19 protein-coding genes are annotated in these 17,195 nt (G+C 41.2%); 12 read left to right on the top strand and 7 right to left on the bottom strand.

Features of this window, described 5'->3' with window-relative positions:
• Positions 1-288 precede the first annotated feature (288 nt).
• On the top strand, positions 289-546 hold the full coding sequence (locus F0342_RS19945; RefSeq protein ID WP_149157597.1) for a hypothetical protein: 258 nt from the start codon (positions 289-291) through the stop codon (positions 544-546).
• Between the two features lie 165 nt (positions 547-711).
• Positions 712-1,287 (top strand): DUF5366 family protein, encoded by a 576-nt coding sequence (locus F0342_RS19950; RefSeq protein WP_149157598.1) that lies wholly within the window; start codon positions 712-714, stop codon positions 1,285-1,287.
• Between the two features lie 35 nt (positions 1,288-1,322).
• Here F0342_RS19950 and F0342_RS19955 read toward each other — a convergent pair whose 3' ends face one another.
• Both F0342_RS19955 and F0342_RS19960 read right to left on the bottom strand, forming a co-directional pair.
• The gene (locus F0342_RS19955; RefSeq protein ID WP_262481828.1) at positions 1,323-3,131 is read right to left on the bottom strand and encodes a transglycosylase domain-containing protein; all 1,809 of its coding nucleotides are present in this window, start codon (positions 3,129-3,131) and stop codon (positions 1,323-1,325) included.
• A gap of 55 nt (positions 3,132-3,186) precedes the next feature.
• Positions 3,187-4,398 carry an MFS transporter gene (locus F0342_RS19960; protein ID WP_223145738.1) on the bottom strand — a complete coding sequence of 404 codons (1,212 nt, stop codon included), beginning with the start codon at positions 4,396-4,398 and terminating at the stop codon, positions 3,187-3,189.
• A gap of 254 nt (positions 4,399-4,652) precedes the next feature.
• Here F0342_RS19960 and kapD point away from each other — a divergent pair, with 254 nt between their 5' ends.
• Complete coding sequence (gene kapD, locus F0342_RS19965) at positions 4,653-5,273, top strand: 3'-5' exonuclease KapD (RefSeq protein ID WP_149157601.1); 621 nt, start codon at positions 4,653-4,655, stop codon at positions 5,271-5,273.
• Between the two features lie 45 nt (positions 5,274-5,318).
• Here the strand turns inward: kapD and kapB are convergent, their stop codons facing one another.
• Positions 5,319-5,717, bottom strand: a complete 399-nt coding sequence (gene kapB / locus F0342_RS19970; RefSeq protein ID WP_149157602.1) for a kinase-associated lipoprotein KapB — start codon at positions 5,715-5,717, stop codon at positions 5,319-5,321.
• Between the two features lie 95 nt (positions 5,718-5,812).
• Here kapB and F0342_RS19975 point away from each other — a divergent pair, with 95 nt between their 5' ends.
• The 3 genes from F0342_RS19975 to F0342_RS19985 all read left to right on the top strand — a co-directional run bounded on the left by F0342_RS19975 (position 5,813) and on the right by F0342_RS19985 (position 7,678).
• Positions 5,813-6,553, top strand: a complete 741-nt coding sequence (locus F0342_RS19975; RefSeq protein WP_188048633.1) for a peptidylprolyl isomerase — start codon at positions 5,813-5,815, stop codon at positions 6,551-6,553.
• A gap of 212 nt (positions 6,554-6,765) precedes the next feature.
• On the top strand, positions 6,766-6,969 hold the full coding sequence (locus F0342_RS19980) for a hypothetical protein (RefSeq protein WP_149157603.1): 204 nt from the start codon (positions 6,766-6,768) through the stop codon (positions 6,967-6,969).
• 178 nt (positions 6,970-7,147) lie between these two features.
• A complete protein-coding gene (locus F0342_RS19985) occupies positions 7,148-7,678 on the top strand; it encodes a superoxide dismutase family protein (protein WP_149157604.1) in 531 nt (176 codons plus the stop codon).
• A 144-nt stretch (positions 7,679-7,822) separates the two neighbouring features.
• On the opposite strand, the gene F0342_RS19990 is transcribed toward F0342_RS19985, so the two are convergent.
• Positions 7,823-8,986, bottom strand: coding sequence for a MalY/PatB family protein (locus tag F0342_RS19990; RefSeq protein WP_149157605.1), 1,164 nt, complete (start codon positions 8,984-8,986; stop codon positions 7,823-7,825).
• A gap of 133 nt (positions 8,987-9,119) precedes the next feature.
• Positions 9,120-10,028, bottom strand: a complete 909-nt coding sequence (locus F0342_RS19995) for an alpha/beta fold hydrolase (RefSeq protein ID WP_149157606.1) — start codon at positions 10,026-10,028, stop codon at positions 9,120-9,122.
• 199 nt (positions 10,029-10,227) lie between these two features.
• Between F0342_RS19995 and F0342_RS20000 the strand changes: the two genes are divergently transcribed.
• Positions 10,228-10,728, top strand: a complete 501-nt coding sequence (locus F0342_RS20000; protein WP_149157607.1) for an Lrp/AsnC family transcriptional regulator — start codon at positions 10,228-10,230, stop codon at positions 10,726-10,728.
• Positions 10,725-11,894, top strand: a complete 1,170-nt coding sequence (locus F0342_RS20005; RefSeq protein WP_149157608.1) for an aminotransferase — start codon at positions 10,725-10,727, stop codon at positions 11,892-11,894. Before F0342_RS20000 ends, F0342_RS20005 begins: the two co-directional genes overlap by 4 nt.
• A 180-nt stretch (positions 11,895-12,074) precedes the next feature.
• Here F0342_RS20005 and F0342_RS20010 read toward each other — a convergent pair whose 3' ends face one another.
• Complete coding sequence (locus tag F0342_RS20010; RefSeq protein ID WP_149157609.1) at positions 12,075-12,446, bottom strand: helix-turn-helix domain-containing protein; 372 nt, start codon at positions 12,444-12,446, stop codon at positions 12,075-12,077.
• Positions 12,447-12,576: 130 nt separating this feature from the next.
• Entirely contained in the window at positions 12,577-13,905 is a 1,329-nt protein-coding gene (locus tag F0342_RS20015; RefSeq protein WP_149157610.1) for a sodium-dependent transporter, read from the bottom strand.
• Between the two features lie 346 nt (positions 13,906-14,251).
• Between F0342_RS20015 and F0342_RS20020 the strand changes: the two genes are divergently transcribed.
• From F0342_RS20020 to yugI, 4 genes are all read left to right on the top strand, one after another.
• On the top strand, positions 14,252-14,536 hold the full coding sequence (locus F0342_RS20020) for a spore morphogenesis/germination protein YwcE (protein ID WP_149157611.1): 285 nt from the start codon (positions 14,252-14,254) through the stop codon (positions 14,534-14,536).
• 139 nt (positions 14,537-14,675) lie between these two features.
• Positions 14,676-15,233 (top strand): RNA polymerase sigma factor, encoded by a 558-nt coding sequence (locus F0342_RS20025; RefSeq protein WP_262481829.1) that lies wholly within the window; start codon positions 14,676-14,678, stop codon positions 15,231-15,233.
• Positions 15,226-16,479: a hypothetical protein gene (locus tag F0342_RS20030; RefSeq protein ID WP_149157613.1), complete on the top strand. Its 1,254-nt coding sequence runs from the start codon at positions 15,226-15,228 to the stop codon at positions 16,477-16,479. The genes F0342_RS20025 and F0342_RS20030 overlap by 8 nt, the downstream gene beginning before the upstream one ends.
• Positions 16,480-16,688: 209 nt before the next feature.
• Positions 16,689-17,105, top strand: coding sequence for a S1 domain-containing post-transcriptional regulator GSP13 (yugI, locus tag F0342_RS20035; protein WP_149157614.1), 417 nt, complete (start codon positions 16,689-16,691; stop codon positions 17,103-17,105).
• Positions 17,106-17,195 lie beyond the last annotated feature (90 nt).

The following is a 17,195-nucleotide window of genomic DNA, read 5'->3' on the forward strand; positions in this document are numbered from 1 at the left end:
TAAAATACATTTATTCTAAAGCATGGTCTAATGTCTTTTCTGTTTTTTAAACATGCATCTTCTTTCAAAAACCTCGACCGAAGCTGAACCTCAAAGAGCATTATAACGTAAAAAATAGATGCTTGCATTACTCAGGATTCCATTCGTATCAGATTGTTCATGAAGTATTAAATATGTAGATAGACGGAAAATACCATCGGAATTTTGTTGGTTTTTTTCAGGCAATTGAACCGATTACAGAATAGTTTCGGTCAAATTGGAGAATCCTATCCATAAGGTGGTGAAGTTATGAAAAAGAAAACTGTAGCGGTTACGACCATATTCTTTACTTTTTTTGGCTTTGCGTGGTTAATTGAATCACAAGATCGGTTTAATAGAGGAATGATTGAAATGGAAGACCCGACCAGTATGAACACCAGGCCAGTTCAATATGGTGAAATGGAAGAAGTGGAAGAAGAAATACCGAAAGATCCCATACGACAAAGACAACCATTTGGATCGAGAGAATATATCCGTGTCGTGCCACATTCCAATCCTCAGCAATAAATGACTGTCCTTTCTGTATTCATAGAAGGGCCGGTCTTGTTGTGCTTTCCGTGAAACAAGTGATAGGCATATAGTCATTGTTCCTTCTGTTTCTATACCCTTTTCAAGATACTCATAAACGATTATGATGAGAGTGGTCAAAGAATCGTTATGGGAGAGTTATTAGTGAAAAATACATACTTAACAAGTTATTTGCCTCTTTTCTCTATATTATTATTTAGCCTTACATTTTCCGTTTATGGTGTGGAAGTATTCGTAGACATCTTTAAGAAAATTGGTGTCTATCCCGGAATGAGGGAATTTTTATCGGATATGCAATTAAAGCTCGCAATTTTGATACTATTAATGGTTGCTTTTTTTATGGTGTTTGCTGCCTTGAAGCTGATAGCGGAGACGATCAATGGTATTTCGATGTTGTTTTTCTCCATGGATTCAGATGGGAAGTTGTATAATCACGTTCGAACAGGATCGATGATTTATTTTATCGGTGGCCTTGTATCTGTACTGAGCCTGAAATCCTTCCTGGGTTTGTTGATTATCTTTGCGTTGAGCTCGGTCGTGTATTTTGTTTATTTTGTTTATAAAATAAGTCCGTCCCTCTCGAAAATGGGGATCTTCGGAGTCGTAGGTTTACAGGTGTTTTCATGGTCATCCTTATTTTTAACGATATTCTTTGTGTGTTTGAAATTATACAATGGCGTGATGGCGAGTTTGCCGGTTATGTCGAAGGTGAAGTTATAGATCAAGAGTCTGCAGAACTTACTGCAGACTCTTGATCATTCCATGATCTGTTTCCAAATCTTATGACTTGGTCGCTGTTGTTCTATTTGACTCATGTTACGGGGAATGTCATGCCCGACCCATACACCAGTAGTGAAAGTATCTGTTATTCCCATAACCCAGTAGTCATGATAGTTATTGGTGGTTCCTGTCTTAATCCCAACATAGGGCTTCGAGACGTAAGCTGCTCTCCCGGTTCCGGAAGTAGCGGCTTCGCCAAGCATTTTTCTCATTTTAGAGGTTGTATCTGCGGACCATACTGTTTTCAGATTATTCTTCCATTGATAAAGGATATTTCCTTTATTGTCTTTCACATGAATGATCGCATGACTTTCCTGGTAATTCCCATCAATGAAGGAAGTATAAGCATCCGTCATTTCAAGGGGGCTCATCCCATAGGTGAATCCCCCTACGGAGGCCGCATAGGTTTGATCCTCGCTTATCACCTTCTCAAATGAAAAAGGGGATAACGATTTGAAAGCTTCTTCAATGCCTACTTTTTCCATCAATCGCAATGACGGGGCGTTATACGATTGTGCTAAGGAATGTTGTAACGTCACGGCCCCGGGCTGGACCCCTCCATAGTTCATAGGGCAATAGCCACCGATGCAATACCGGTTCGCATTTACTTTTTCAGTTACGGAAGCCTGGTATTTCTCGATATACGGACCATATACGAGAAGTGGCTTAATAACGGATCCAGGTTGCCTGAAAGCTTGAAATGCGTGATGGAAGTTATATTTCTGGTAGTTCCTGCCCCCGGTCAAAGCCGCGATGGTCCTTGTCTTGTTGTTGATGGTGACCGTGGCCCCTTGTAACTCTTTCTGAAGATGTCCATTTAAAGCCTTCACACTTTTTTGTTGCAGCTCAGGATTCAGTCCGGTTTGAATTTGAATTCCTGAGGAGATCACTTGTTGGAAACGTTCATCGAGCTTCTGTGCCACTTTCTCCTTTTCCTCCGGAGAGGCGGCATTTGCCAGTTCCACTTTGTAGCCCTCGTGAATCGAAATCAGCTCTTTTAATTCACTTTCCACATAAAAAGCATAATCAGGATATAAATCGATCTTTTTACGAACGTTTAAGCTAATCGGTACTTTTTTCATTTTATCCGCTTCTTCTTTGGATAGCTCACCCGTACTGACGAGAATATCCAGGAGACGTTCCTGACGAACTTTCGTTTGTTCAAAATGATCGATGGGATCATATTTTCCCGGGTTATTGGGAATCGATGCAATGAATGCCATCTCTGCCTGATTGAGTTCCGTTACACTCTTCTGGAAGTAATACTGTGACGCTGTTTCAATCCCGTAAACGCCATTACTGAAGTAAATAACATTCAGGTAAAGCTCTAATATTTCATCTTTTGATAACGATTTTTCAATTTCATGGGCATAAATTAACTCGGTCAATTTACGATTGTACGTTTTTTCCTGCCCCAGATACAGGTTTCTTGCAAGCTGCTGTGTAATCGTGCTCCCACCCTGTTGGATGTGGGTGAACACCAAGTTTTTCACGACAGCCCGAAGAATCGCTCCGGCATCGAATCCGACATGTTCATAAAAATGCTGATCCTCTGATGCGACAAGAATGTCCTTCATAAAAGGGGGGATCTGTTCATCCGGAATATATAATCGGTATGGACGATTCACTTCCGAAAATACCTTCCCGTTCTGATCCAGCAGTAAACTGGTGCGATTTAGATTTAAGTTATCGGTACTAACCGAGTGTTCTAATTCGTTTTGAAAGCTTTGTACTTTGTTCCATTCATCCGTTGTAAAAAATAATGTGGTAAAAAAGATGAACATAACACTAATTACCGTTATATAACCTGCGAAAATTCTCATTTCTCACTCTACTTTTCTAGTAATCTTTCACATGGCTGGTTGTATCAGAATGACGCATACTCCACCATAATAATCCAAAAGCGCATAAGAATAAAGCACCTGTTACATAAAAAACGGAAGAAATACCAATATATCCTGACACGATCCCTCCAAAAGCAGGTCCGACCACGTTCCCCAGAAAACGAAAGCTTTGATTATACCCGAGAACTTCCCCTTGCATACTTATGGGGGCTTCCTGGCGGATATAAGCGGTCACACATGGAATCATCCCGCCGATCGCGATGCCGAACAAGAACCGGAACAGGACGAGCTGCCACAGTTCTACAGCGAGTGCTTGGGGCACGATGAAAATGGAGGCCAGGATAAGGAGGATCGATAACACCTTTTCATAACCAATATTATCACCAAGCTGACCCCATCGTCGCGTCGCAAGTAAATTACCAAATCCGGTTGCAGAGAAAGCAATTCCCGCCAGAAATGCCAGATTCGTAGAAGAGGTAAGTTCATCTACATAGAGGGCGAGAAGGGGTTGAATGCTAAAGTTTGCTACCTGAATAAGGAATGACAATAAGAGAACCGTCACTAATAATTTGTGACTGAAAATATGCTGAAGAACTTCAATACTTGAATACTTGTTTCGCTGGTTCCGTTGCTCTTTGCTCCGTTGCTCGTCAATGCCAAGTAAAACAACGGTTGCTGCTATGGCAATGGCGATGGAGGTGAAAATGAATGTGTAGGAGAAGCCTACATTGTCAGCAAGTAAACCACCGATGACTGGACCGAATAGACCTCCTGAAACAGTTCCCATTTGCAGGGTGCCAAGCGTACGTCCTGCTTCTTCCTTTGGAGTCTGGGCAGAAATAAGGGCCATCGAAGTGGGAATGAATCCTGTCACCGAACCCATGATCATACGAAGGACGAAAAGCCCCCAAACGGAATCCATAAAGCCCATTAGAAAAATCGACGTGGCAATTCCATACCCTGTAATAAGGAGGATCGGTTTATAGCCGAAGCGGTCTCCGATCCGTCCCCATAAAGGAGAAATAAAGAAAGCCGTTAAGAATGTAACCCCGAATACAAACCCTGACCAGCGTTGAACGTATTCATGACTGTACGTACCAAAGGTTTCAATATAAAGAGACAAAAACGGCAAAACCATCGTCGCACTTGCCGCAACCAGGAAATTGGCCACAAGCATAATCGTTAAATTCTTTTTTTTGATTGAAATGGTTAACACCTTCTGTATGAATTTTATTTCGTATACCTAAATATTCATTTTATTAAAGATTGGGACTCTAGTCCACCCAATAACATTTATTCACGGGTAAAACCGGGAATTAGTCATAATTTATAGGTTCATCATGATATAATGTAAGAATAAGAAGTGTGGGAAATAGGAGTAAGTTTCGATTTTATTTTTATGATGAATTTTTTTATTATAGATAAATTGGGGTCTTATTTAGATTTTGAGGAGGGAGTATAGTGGCGAAACCGGAACAACTTGTGTTTATAGATTTTGAGTTTTCTATGCCGGAACGACATAGAGTCCCCAAAGGTTTTTTTCCTGAGATTATTGAAGCCGGTGTCGTGGTGGTTGAGAAAGGGAAAGTGTCCAATTCGTTTTCATCTTATGTGAAACCGACTGCGTTTCCCAAACTGACCAACCGCTGTAAACGGTTCTTATCGATTAACCAGCAGGAAGTCGATTCGGGAATCTCATTTCAATGTTTGATTGACTATTTTTCCGGGTTGAATGCAAGAGGGATCGACAAAGTAGTGACGTGGGGAAACATGGATATGAAGGTTCTGCGTGATAACTGTGCACAGTCCGGCATTCCATTTCCTTTCCAAGCTCAATTCGTCGACTTGTCCATGGAATATAAACGATTCTTTGGTGATCAAAACCAAACCGGGCTATGGAAAGCAGTCCAGGAATACGGGAGGGAAGGAGTCGGAAAGCATCATAAAGCTTTAGATGATGCCCTCACCACCCACCATATCTACAACCTGGTCGAAAAAGACAAAAAATACCTCGATAAAGCGGAGCCAACAACCATCGGGGAAAGAATAGACCTGTCCAAATTTTATAACCAGCTTGCATAACGACATGAGGGACGGACCTAAGGAAGGTCCGTCCCTCATTTATGTTTAAAATGTCAGGCTATACATCAGTTCGTATTCTCTTTGGATGGATTGAAGCACTTCCAGGCTCTTTCGGGCGTGAGGGGTTGGGTCTTCTTCCAGCTCTTTCTTCAGTGTAAGGTATGCAGTGACCAGTGATTCATTATAATCTGGAATGTTCCCGTCAAACGGCTTCACCATCTTTTCCGGCATATTCGCCTGCTCGCGGTGTGCAAGAGCCTTTCGTTCGTGAAACAGTGGAACGTCCACTTCCTGAGGATTGTGTAAATCTCCCTGCCGTGGATGCTTCAAGACGGAGAGAATCTTCACCACATAGGCTCCTGGTCGTTCTCCTGTTACTTCCCCGATATACTTGCCCGTTTTATAAAAAGCTGTGACATAATCACCAATTTGTATGTTTTTCATAAAAAAACCTCCTCTAATACTTCAATCTTTATTATAATGAAAGCGGAATGAATGTTGAAAGAACTACTATAAAGGTAACATGTGGAGGTACATATATGAAGCGTCTGATGATCGTGACCCTGTGTTTATTAGGTTTAGTACTTGCCTCTTGTGGACAAACAGAGAAGGAAGATACCACTAAAGATGAAACGAAACAAACAGAACAAAACAAGAATACGGCAGAAGATTCCAAAGGAGATGACACAATGACATACCCTCAGCTTACAACAGAAGTTGCTGAAAACGAAAAATTGGTAGAAATGAAAACCTCGATGGGAACGGTTAAGATCAAGCTTTTCCCTGAACAGGCACCTAAAACCGTCGAAAACTTTATTACTCATAGTGAAAACGGCTATTATGACGGACTTAAATTTCATCGCGTGATCAAAGACTTCATGGTCCAGGGGGGAGACCCGAATGGAAACGGTACTGGTGGGGAAAGTATTTATGGTGAATCCTTTGAAGATGAATTCTCACCTGAATTATTCAATCTTCGTGGTGCCCTGTCCATGGCAAATGCCGGCCCGGATTCGAATGGAAGTCAATTTTTCATCGTGCAAAAGGATGACATCGACCCACAGTTTGAAGAGCAAATGAAATCAGCTGGTTTCCCTGCAGATATCATCGAAGCTTATATGGAGAATGGTGGAACCCCTTGGCTTGATCAAAAACATACGGTCTTTGGTCAAGTGGTTGAAGGAATGGACATCGTCGATGAAATTGCCAATGTAGAAGTAGGTGCGAATGATCTTCCAAAAGAAGATGTCGTGATTGAAAATATTAAGGTTGTAAAATAGTAGTGAGAGAGCTTTAAACCCTATTTGGGGTTTAGGGCTCTTTTTTTGGATGGAGCTCTGTAAGGGTAAACGGATATTTCCTCGGAAATTGTCGAGGCTTGTTTCATAGCCTGTTCAATAAATCGTTAAAAACGTAGCGATTTCAAGTTGGTTTGTCCTTTACAGTGTTGGTATAATAGACGAAGAGTTTGTTTTTTTGAAAGGAGCTTACGATGCTTTCTTATTATGTATTAAATTTATTTCTATACTTTCCTGAAGATAAGTCGGAATATATCCCTGCAAGCATTACAATGGCCATCTTCTTAATAGCTGCCTTATTGACGTTCCGTTTAATTATAAAGGTTTCAAAACGTGAAGAATTGAAAACGAAGAAGATGGAAGAGGAAGCGGGGCAGCACAAAAGGGAAACAGAATAAAAAGAGTGGAACACGCTTACATGTATAGGCGTGTTTTTCTGTTGTGCTGATTCAACACGACTATTATCTAAAACCGCCTCCGACCCAATAGCTTCTTTTTCAGGTGAAAAGAGGAATACTTTTTCCCTCAAACGTCAACAATGGTGGAAGAGTATGCAAAATTTGGAGGAAGTGCGCAATGAAAAAATCATCACTATTATATATGATCATGATAAGTATATTACTTGGGGCATGTGCCATCGAAAACCCTAAAAAGGTCGAAGTTGAATTAAAAAATGAGAACGGGGATTCACTCGGAAATGCCATCCTTCAAGAGAAATCAGATGGAGTGGAAGTGGGCTTGGATCTGGAAGGTTTGCCGCCCGGTGAACATGGGATTCACATCCACGAAAAAGGTGTATGTGAACGACCGGATTTTGTATCTGCAGGGAATCACTTCAATCCTGATGATAAAAAACATGGACTTCTTCATCCTGAGGGAGCACATGGAGGAGATCTTCCTAACATCATTGTCGAGGATGATGGCATTGCAAAAGTCAAGCTGATGGCAGGTGGAGTCACCTTGACGAAAGGGAAGACATCTCTTTTCACTAAAGAGGGGACTTCTTTGATCATCGATGAAAACAAAGACGATGGGATGACCCAGCCTTCAGGCGATTCCGGTAAACGTATTGCCTGCGGGGAGATTGTGAGTGATAAGGAGAAGTAGAATGAGTGTTAAGTTGTAACATAGTGTGTACCTGGTACAAGTAAATGTGAAAATAAAGCCCATTGGCAAAAACGATACTTCACCCCTACAGAACAAAATACGGGAAGATTAGCCGACAAAAGTCGCATCTTCCCGTTTTTCACATTAGCTTAAAGCTTTTCGCAATCTTTCCAAACCATCCATCAACGTCCCTCGTGGGCAGGCAATATTCATACGTACGAAGCCTTCCCCGCCTGGTCCGTATTTCGTTCCGGATTCCAATGCGAGTTTTCCTTTGTCCAATAGACGCTCCTTCAGCTCTTCATCAGAGAGTTCCAACTTTGTACAATCTATCCAGAGCAAATAGGTTCCTTCAGGGTCCACCAATTGGAGGTCAGGCAGGTGATCTCCAATGAATTCCTTCGTGACCCTCACGTTTTCCTGCAGGTACGCAAGTATTTCTTCCAGCCATGCTTCACCATAGCTGTAGGCTGCTTCCATTCCGACAATCCCAAACGTATTGAGAGTGAAGAAGCCCTGTTTTTTATGAATGGCGGCGATTTTTTCCCGGAGAGCCTGATTGGGAGTGATCATGGCTGAAGCCTGTAATCCTGCAAGGTTGAAGGTTTTACTTGGTGCGATGCACGTGATCGTGATATCTCTGTACGAGTCATTAAGAGATGCGAGTGGAATATGGGTATGAGTTTCATAAACCAGATCTGAATGAATTTCATCCGACACGATAACAACATTGTACTGATGGCATAATTCAGCTATTTTCATTAGCTCTTCTTTCTTCCATACCCGACCGCTCGGATTGTGTGGATTACATAATAAGAAGAGCTTTACACCTGTTTTTAAAGATTCTTCAAACGCACCAAAGTCGATAGAATAGCTTCCCTCACCATAATCCAGTTGAGCATTTACAATTTCCCGGTCATTATCCTCCACCAGGCTGAAAAAAGGAGTATAGACAGGGGATTGTACGAGGACTTTATCTCCTGGAACAGTAAGTGCCTGAATAATGGTCGAAATCGCCGGCACGACTCCTGAACTGTATTGGATCCACGTTTTCTCAATGTCCCAGTCGTGACGTTTTTGGACCCATTCCTTAATGCTTGCTGCCGTTTTATCACCAACAAAGGTGTAACCAAATATCCCGTGTTTCAGCCGTTCCTGCAGGGCATCCAAAACATCTTGTGGCGGCAGGAAATCCATATCTGCCACCCACATGGGCAGAACATCGTCACTCCCAAACACCGTCTTCGTCAGGTCCCATTTTACGGAGGAAGACCCTTTTCGGTTGATGATATCTTCGAATTTACTCATCAATTTGTCCCCTTTCTAAATATGTAATGCCTAATATAATCATATGATGTAATCGAAAAAGATGAAAATGATTTGTTTATCCTTATAGCGGATCGTGTAGATTTAACATCTAACATAAAAAAGGGACTTCTCCCTACGTTTCAGATATGAGCGTTTGGGAAAGTCCTTTTTTGTATAGCGACTGTGTCTGAGAATCCTCTTTAATTCCTTCAAGAGGGGCGGTTACAAATTGATGAATGTGTTCCAAGACTTCTTCAGGCTTCTCTTCAGGGACGAGATGGCCTGTTTCTTCTAAAACAACCAGCCTTGAGTTCGGGATATCCTGTTTCAGCTTATGTCCAGTGGATAAGGGGACCACTCTGTCATGTTCTCCCCAAACCAGGAGGCAAGGTGTTTGAATGTTGCGCAAATCGTTCCCCGTCAAATCTCCTTCACGATCTCGAATCATCCTCGTCAATGCCTTGAAAATATCATCTTCCAGAAATGGTTTCAGATACCCGAACATCATTTCGTCATCGATCATTTTTGAATCGTGCACAACATTTTCAAGATTATTCCGTACCCCTGAGCGTGTAAGCCAAAGTTTTACATACAGATGGAAAAAAGGAATATGACTTAGCATCATGACAGGCCACTTCATTTTCTTGAGATAGCCGGAACTGCACAGGAGAACGCCCTTTTCGACTAGGGAAGGTGCTTTTTTCATCACGTTCAGAGCGATCTGACCACCCATTGAATGACCCGTTAAGTGGACATTGCTAACATTCAAGTGGTCTAATAAGGCGATAACCGTGTTGGCCAGATTATCGTAAGAATAGATGAATCGATTATTTTTCTCGCTGTTCCCAAAGGGAGGTAGATCGATGGAAATGACATTATACTTTTCTTTCAAAAGAGGCGTAAGCCGTCTAAAGCTAAAGGTTGATGATAGAAATCCATGAAGAAGGACGAAGGTTTTCGTGGCTGCAGGATGCTGATGATGTTCAAAATAAACATTGGCTCCATTCACCTGAACCACCTTTGCAAAATCCTGTTCTTGCATACTTCGTCACTCCTCTCTACTAGTTTACAGATATTTTACCCCGATTTCTGCATTTAACACCCCGATTCAAAAGTTGTCTCATATCCAATTGTAATTATGGATGTAATGGGGAAAATAGACTTAAAGTGAGGATGCCTCTTTTCATAACAGTTACTTCTGATATAATAAAAACATTTAGTGGTGATGAGGAGGAAGCAGAATGCAACTAAGAGAAATGGAGCTTGATTTAGTAAGGATTTTACAGAAAGATGCCAGGATTTCCACAGAGAATATAGCGAAAATGCTTCAAGTAACAACAGAGGAAATAGAGAATGCGATTGAAAGGCTTGAAAAAGACAATGTTCTTGTGAGATACAGTACCGTTGTGGATTGGTCCAAAGTAGAAGGTCATGAAGGGGTAACGGCGATGATCGATGTAAAAGTGGCTCCGAAAAGGGGAGTGGGATTCGATGAAGTGGCCCATCGTATTTATCGTTACAAAGAAGTGAAAAGTGTTTATCTAATGTCTGGGGCATATGACCTTTCTGTAACGGTGGAGGGCCGAACAATGCATGAAGTTGCTACATTCGTTTCTGAAAAACTATCTACTCTGGATTCCGTTTTATCTACAACAACTCATTTTCAATTGAAGAAATACAAACATGACGGCACCATCTTTGGTGATCATGGTGAAGATAAACGAATTGTGGTGTCTCCATGAAAACAAAGACATCTTACATATCTCAATCTGTGAAAAACTTAAAGCCTTCCGGTATCCGGAAATTCTTTGATTTGGCAGCAAATATGGAAGGGGTCATTTCGTTAGGGGTTGGGGAACCGGATTTCATTACCTCCTGGACGGTGAGGGAAGCTGCGATTCTTTCCTTGGAGCAAGGCTATACCTCATATACAGCGAACGCAGGCCTACTGGAACTCCGGGAGAAGATTGCCGCGTATATGAAAGAGGGCTACTCCGTAGACTACGATCCTAAAGATGAGATCATTGTGACGGTCGGTGCCTCTCAAGCCCTTGATATCAGTATGCGGGCAATCATTGATCAAGGAGATGAGGTCATTGTGGTGGAACCTGGCTTCGTTTCCTATGTACCTCTTGTTCAATTGGCAGGTGGAGTAGCTGTAACGGTCGGAACCAAGCCGGAAAATGACTTTAAAGTCACAGCCGAAGAACTCGAAGCAGCCATCACTCCGCGTACAAAAGCCGTCTTATTATGTTCTCCTAATAATCCAACGGGGACGGTCCTTGAAAGAGAGAACCTGGAAGAATTAGCAGAGGTGATTCGGAAGCATGATCTAGTTGTCCTTTCAGATGAAATATACTCTGAGCTTGCTTATGATCATCGCCACGTGTCCATTGCTTCTTTAAAGGACATGAGAAAAAGAACCCTCGTAATCAATGGATTCTCAAAAGGGTTTGCCATGACGGGCTGGAGACTGGGGTTTATTTGTGCTCCTGAAGAAATCGCTTCATCCTTACTTAAAATTCATCAATACGCCATGATGTGTGCGTCAACCCTTGCTCAGCATGCTGCTGTGGAGGCACTCGATAAAGGGATGGAAGATGTGATGGAAATGAAGAGAAGCTATCGTCATCGACGACACTATTTTGTTGACTCCCTAAATGAGCTCGGATTGACCTGCCACACCCCAGGAGGAGCATTCTATGCTTTTCCTTCCATTAAAAAAACAGGAATGTCTTCAGAGGAATTTGCTGAAAAGCTTCTTTTGGAAGAAAAAGTTGCGGTTGTACCCGGTAATGTGTTCGGTAAAGGTGGAGAAGGATATATTCGTTGTTCTTATGCCTCAAGTATGGAGCAACTGCAGGAAGCCGTGAAACGGATGAAGCGGTTTGTTGAGAATCATAGTTAGAAAATGAAGGGTGCCAGGCACAAAAGAACACATTTGTGCCTGGCACCTTTTATTTGGGCAAAAAAAATAGGACGATAAAATATCGTCCAACAAATGAAAACAAAAGGGGGAATACTTAGAAAGCTTATTTTCAGTATGACCCCTTTTTTCACTATCTATACATTATTTCATAAAAAGTTTTTAGCTTTCGCTCTTTTCATATTTCAGTTCATACATCATTTGCATCACACGCAGGAAATCTTTTTCAGAGAATTCCTTTGCCTTACGGAGGATCAGCTTTGTTCTTTTGGGCCCCAACTCTTTGATCAGTTGCTCCATTTCAGCGTCAACCCCTGTTGGAGAATGATCTTTCACTTCCCGTTCCAACAGTTCAGAAGCAGGTATATCAAGTACAGTAGAAAGCTTTAGAATCGTTTGTGTATCGGGAATCTGAAGATCGGATTCATACTTTTCAATCGTCTTTGTGCCTAGTCTGGCCCTTAAAGCAAGCTCCTGTTGAGATAGTTTGCGCTCTTCGCGGACCCGTTTTAAATTCTCACCAAAGTGTGACATGCTTAATTCCCTCCCCATAGAATACCTTCCTTATATCTACAGTTTATCACCATATGGAAAAAAATAGCCCGCATTCTCGTGAACAAAATGTTAAAAATAAAAGGTCCGTCTTCAGTGACGGACCTCTCATTTAAGATATGAAAACAAGTATAATGGCTACTGGTACGATGTAGCGCAAAAGAAAGATCCAGCTGTTGAACAGGGCCGGTGATATAGACGAACCAGATTGGATTTCGCTCCATACATCTTCTCGCTTTAATCGGTAGGAGACGAAAATACTAATCAATAATGCCCCGATCGGCAATCCAAAATTACTCGTAATATAATCGGCAAAGTCAAAGAAGTTCTTTCCTTGAATGAGGAAATCTCCGAATACACCAAATGAAAGGGCACTTGGAATACCTGCAAAAAATACAAGGATTCCTATTAACCATGTAAATGGCTTTCGTTTCGATTGATTCCCTTTCGACAGGGCAGCGACTCCGATTTCAAGAATGGAGAAAGCAGAAGTCAGGGTTGCAAACAACAGTAAAATCAGGAACACTGTTAAGAAAATGCCACCAAATGCAATTTCATTAAACACGGCTGGTAGAACTACAAAGGCAATTCCCGGTCCTTCATCCGGTTGAAAACCAAGGGCATACACAGCAGGAAAAATGACCAATCCTGCCAATAATGAAATAAAGATATTTAACCCGGATACACTGATGGCGGATCTTGGCATGCTGTCCTCTTTTGAAAGATAGGATGCATACGTCACCATGACAGAAAGTCCAACCGTAAGTGCAAAGAACGCTTGTCCTAACGCAAGTAAAACCGTTTCCCCATTTAAATAGCTCCAGTCAGGCAATAACAGGAAGCGGACACCTTCCATCGAACCTTCCAAGGTAAGGGACCTGATCACTAAAATAATAAATAAGATAAATAATGCCGGCATCATATAACGGCTTGCCCGTTCAATCCCTTTTTGAATCCCGCCTTGTACGACAAGTATTGTAATGACAATAAAGAGGAATTGTGCAATCAGTACTTCTTTTGGATTTGCAATGATACTCTCGAATAAGATTCCGTACTCCTCTTGAGATTTCCCGATTAATGAGCCTGTCACACTCCGGGCCAAATAAGAAAGGATCCATCCGCCTACAACACTGTAAAAGGACAATATGATAAAAGAAACAACCGTTCCTAAATATCCGATCCAATGCCAATAAGAATGAGGTGCCAATTTTTTATAGGAAGTAATGGCGTCGGCTCCCGCCCGTCTTCCGATGACAAACTCTGCCAGAAGAATGGGTGCACCGATCAAAACGGTGAAAAGGATAAAGAGTAAGAAGAAGACCCCCCCTCCATTTGCACCTGCCATATACGGGAATTTCCAAATGGCACCGAGCCCTATAGCAGAACCGGCAGCCGCCAAAATGAATCCAATCTTAGAAGTCCATTGTTCTTTTTTGGCCAAGATTAAGATCCTCCTTTCGAAAAAATAAGATTTTTCAATCGTACTATGTTTTACACCCTCTGTACACCGGATTTTTAAATTTTCAATATATATGAAATATGGGGGTGAATGCCATCAAATAAGTGTTAGGGAACAAATATGGCCACATGTATTTCCATTTATTATGTGTGAAAACGTTTGAAAACATTACAATTTACCTAATATCTAGAAAAGTAGTCAAAAACATGATGAATGGGCTGGAAATTTCTCTTCTATGTAGTATACTAATTGTAACAAAACGTTCACAAATTATTCTTTTTTTCGCCATAATTGAAAGCGTTTACTACCGGATTGGAGGAATTTTAATATGGATGTATTTCTTGTATATCTTTTTATCGCAACGGCTACCCCGCTATTTCTTTGGATTGAACATCGTAAGTGGGCGGTTCTTCATATCCCATTTGTTATAGCCTTATGGGCAGCATTTATTTATTACGTAGCCGTTCCGGAACTTGGAGGATGGGGACATGTGACCTTGTGGAGCCTGTTTGTTGCAAACCTTGCATTCGCCCATATTGCAGCCTTCATGCTATATGCCTTGCCATTTATTCAAAAGCAACGAAAGAAGAAATCAATCACTGTAAAGAATTAGTCTGATCCAATTAGAATTGGGTTAGGCTTTTTTTGTTCTATTTTAAAAGAATGGATTCAATGGTAAATAAATGAAACAAAATCCACTTTATGATCGTTACATAAATGAAAGCCATCGAAGGGAAAGGGGGAAGACGCGAGTGGAAAATGAGCACTTGATCGAACGTGCGAAAAAAGGAGATCTGCAGGCATATAGCCATTTAATCACATATTATTCTCCCATCGTTGAACGGTTTGCCTATCAGATGGGGAATTCTATCGCTGATATACCAGATATCACCCAGGAAGTGTTCATTCGTGTATACAGGTTTCTAGACGGGTTCTCTTATGCGAAGTTTACAACCTGGCTTTATAAAATCACTTTAAATGTGTCGAGGGACTTTAAACGAAAAGAAAATCAGCTTACCAATCGAGTGAAAAAAATCGGGAATGAACCTACAGAAAACGTCATTACGCCTCAAGAACGTATCCTGAGGCAGGAAGAGGATCGTATGCTCCACGAATGCATTCAAAAACTGGATGGTAAATATCAAATACCAATCATCCTCTTTTATTTTCATGAAAAGAAGTATGAAGAAATGGCTGAAATACTGTCAATCAATTTATCTACTGTCAAAACAAGACTTTTAAGGGGGAAAAACCTCTTGAAAAAAGAACTGGAAGAGGCTGAAAAAAGGGAGGGAAGATTGAATGGATGACAAGATGCTTGAAAAACGCATGGAATTATTGAATCAATCGTATAAGAAAATTCCGGATCAGACCAATCCCTCAGACATTATACAAGCCATAAAACAAGAAGGGAAATCCCAAAAGAAGCGAACACTTATTCATTGGCCATACGTTGCAAGTTTCATTGGTGTACTTCTGATCGGTGCGGTTCTCATCCTGCAGCTTACAATGGATGAACCAGGAAGACAGAATGGGAATCAAGCCGATTTTGCCGGTGAGTCAGACCAACGACTTCAAAGGGAAATAGAAGATGCGAAAGCTCAATATGATTTAAGGAAGACTCAAGCAATGGAGCGGCTCGGGTTCACGGAAGGCATATTTAATTCGACTGTGATCGCCCGGGATGCAGGGAGGCACCTCACATATATCGAGTCCATTTCAAAGCGGGACTTCACAAATGAAAGAAAAGTGGAGTGGGTCCAGAGAGCGAGTGAGGAGTTGGATCAGATATTGGCTACTCCTGATGTGATGATGAAAAATCTGAAAGCTCCTTTAACGAAGGAAGAAGCAGAAGTATGGGTGAATGATTTTATTAAAAAGGAACAAGATATCTTCCCGCTATATGAGGACGAGTTAAATGAGTATAGTGAATATTGGAAGCCTCATGTTGAGAATGGAGAGTTCAATATGAAGGAGTTCAACCATATGAAAAACGACTATCCCCCCAAACTATGGTTGTTACGGGATGGATTATTCAATAATGCAGTTAAGCTATCGTATAACAGTGGGACGGACCGGCTTGAAACTACATTGGATGTGGAGTACTTCAGGATGATCACGAATCGTGAAGCCTTACCGGAAGGATATGAATTGTATATGATTACCCGTTTTGATCCAGTCATTAAAGCAGGTGAATTTACAGGAACATGGAAAGAAGCAGCTGATCGCCTGATGGACTACGAAAAGATATTAAAGGAACTGCCGGATAACTCAAGGTTCAGGGAAGAAGTGAAGCATGAATACGACCTTCTCTATCAATACTTTACAGATGGAAATGTGTATCAGCCCATCTTTGATGAAAGTGATGAATTAAAATCACATGTTGAAGAAACCTATCGATATATACTGAAAGAGTACCCAGATTACACAACATCCCTCCATCTGAAAGAAGTATATGAGGAGTTAAGACGCGTAAATTTCGTTAAGCCAGATCGTTGGGTTCAGACGACACCGGTCATTTTGTCTTCAGAGACAGAAGAATTATATAAAGATTAATAAAGTGTGCTAAGTTTACACTGTTTTAATAATTTTAATAATTGGGAAACATAACTAGTGAGAAAGCAATTATAGGTGAAAAGTTGAAGGGAAATGGAGCTTGTATCATAGGTTTAATAGAATAAACTTTTGCCGAATCCCGGATTCTATGATATAATCTACAATTGCGTGTAAAGACGAAAAATAATATATATACTAGGAGTGTTACCATGACTACAAAATTCGAAACAGGAACTGTTGTAACAGGTAAAGTTACAGGCATTCAACCATACGGTGCGTTCGTTGCACTTGACGAAGAAACACAAGGATTAGTTCATATCTCTGAAATCACTCACGGCTTTGTTAAAGACGTTAGCGAGCACCTTTCAGTAGGCGACGAAGTAAAGGTTAAAGTACTATCAGTGGATGAAGCAGCTGGTAAAATCAGCCTTTCTATCCGTGCTACAGAGGAAGCTCCTCCAGCACCACAAGCAAAACCTGCAGCAGCGAAAAAACCTCGCCGTCAAGGTCAAGGCAGTGTAAAGCAAGCAAACGAAGAAACAACACCAGCTGGCTTTAACACTCTTAAAGACAAGCTTGAAGAGTGGATCGAGCAATCAGAACGTGAAGATCTAATCAAGAAATAATACAATTATTAAGAAGACTGCCTTTCTTTAAGGGCGGTCTTTTTTTGATTCTTTTCGTTAAGTTTATTGCTACTTTTTTCCTAAAAAATT

The organism is Bacillus sp. CH30_1T (genome assembly GCF_008364765.1).
Classification (GTDB): Bacteria; Bacillota; Bacilli; order Bacillales; family Bacillaceae_B; genus Rossellomorea.

Bases quoted from the DNA above. Each gene is read 5' to 3' on its own strand.
- F0342_RS20005 (WP_149157608.1), top strand. From the start codon at position 10,725: ATGAAAACAAAGACATCTTACATATCTCAATCTGTGAAAAACTTAAAG.
- F0342_RS20010 (WP_149157609.1), bottom strand. From the start codon at position 12,446: ATGTCACACTTTGGTGAGAATTTAAAACGGGTCCGCGAAGAGCGCAAA.
- F0342_RS19975 (WP_188048633.1), top strand. From the start codon at position 5,813: ATGAAGCGTCTGATGATCGTGACCCTGTGTTTATTAGGTTTAGTACTT.
- F0342_RS19995 (WP_149157606.1), bottom strand. From the start codon at position 10,028: ATGCAAGAACAGGATTTTGCAAAGGTGGTTCAGGTGAATGGAGCCAAT.
- yugI (WP_149157614.1), top strand. From the start codon at position 16,689: ATGACTACAAAATTCGAAACAGGAACTGTTGTAACAGGTAAAGTTACA.
- F0342_RS19990 (WP_149157605.1), bottom strand. From the start codon at position 8,986: ATGAGTAAATTCGAAGATATCATCAACCGAAAAGGGTCTTCCTCCGTA.
- F0342_RS20000 (WP_149157607.1), top strand. From the start codon at position 10,228: ATGCAACTAAGAGAAATGGAGCTTGATTTAGTAAGGATTTTACAGAAA.
- F0342_RS20020 (WP_149157611.1), top strand. From the start codon at position 14,252: ATGGATGTATTTCTTGTATATCTTTTTATCGCAACGGCTACCCCGCTA.
- F0342_RS19980 (WP_149157603.1), top strand. From the start codon at position 6,766: ATGCTTTCTTATTATGTATTAAATTTATTTCTATACTTTCCTGAAGAT.
- F0342_RS19985 (WP_149157604.1), top strand. From the start codon at position 7,148: ATGAAAAAATCATCACTATTATATATGATCATGATAAGTATATTACTT.
- kapB (WP_149157602.1), bottom strand. From the start codon at position 5,717: ATGAAAAACATACAAATTGGTGATTATGTCACAGCTTTTTATAAAACG.
- F0342_RS20030 (WP_149157613.1), top strand. From the start codon at position 15,226: ATGGATGACAAGATGCTTGAAAAACGCATGGAATTATTGAATCAATCG.
- F0342_RS19945 (WP_149157597.1), top strand. From the start codon at position 289: ATGAAAAAGAAAACTGTAGCGGTTACGACCATATTCTTTACTTTTTTT.
- F0342_RS19955 (WP_262481828.1), bottom strand. From the start codon at position 3,131: ATGTTCATCTTTTTTACCACATTATTTTTTACAACGGATGAATGGAAC.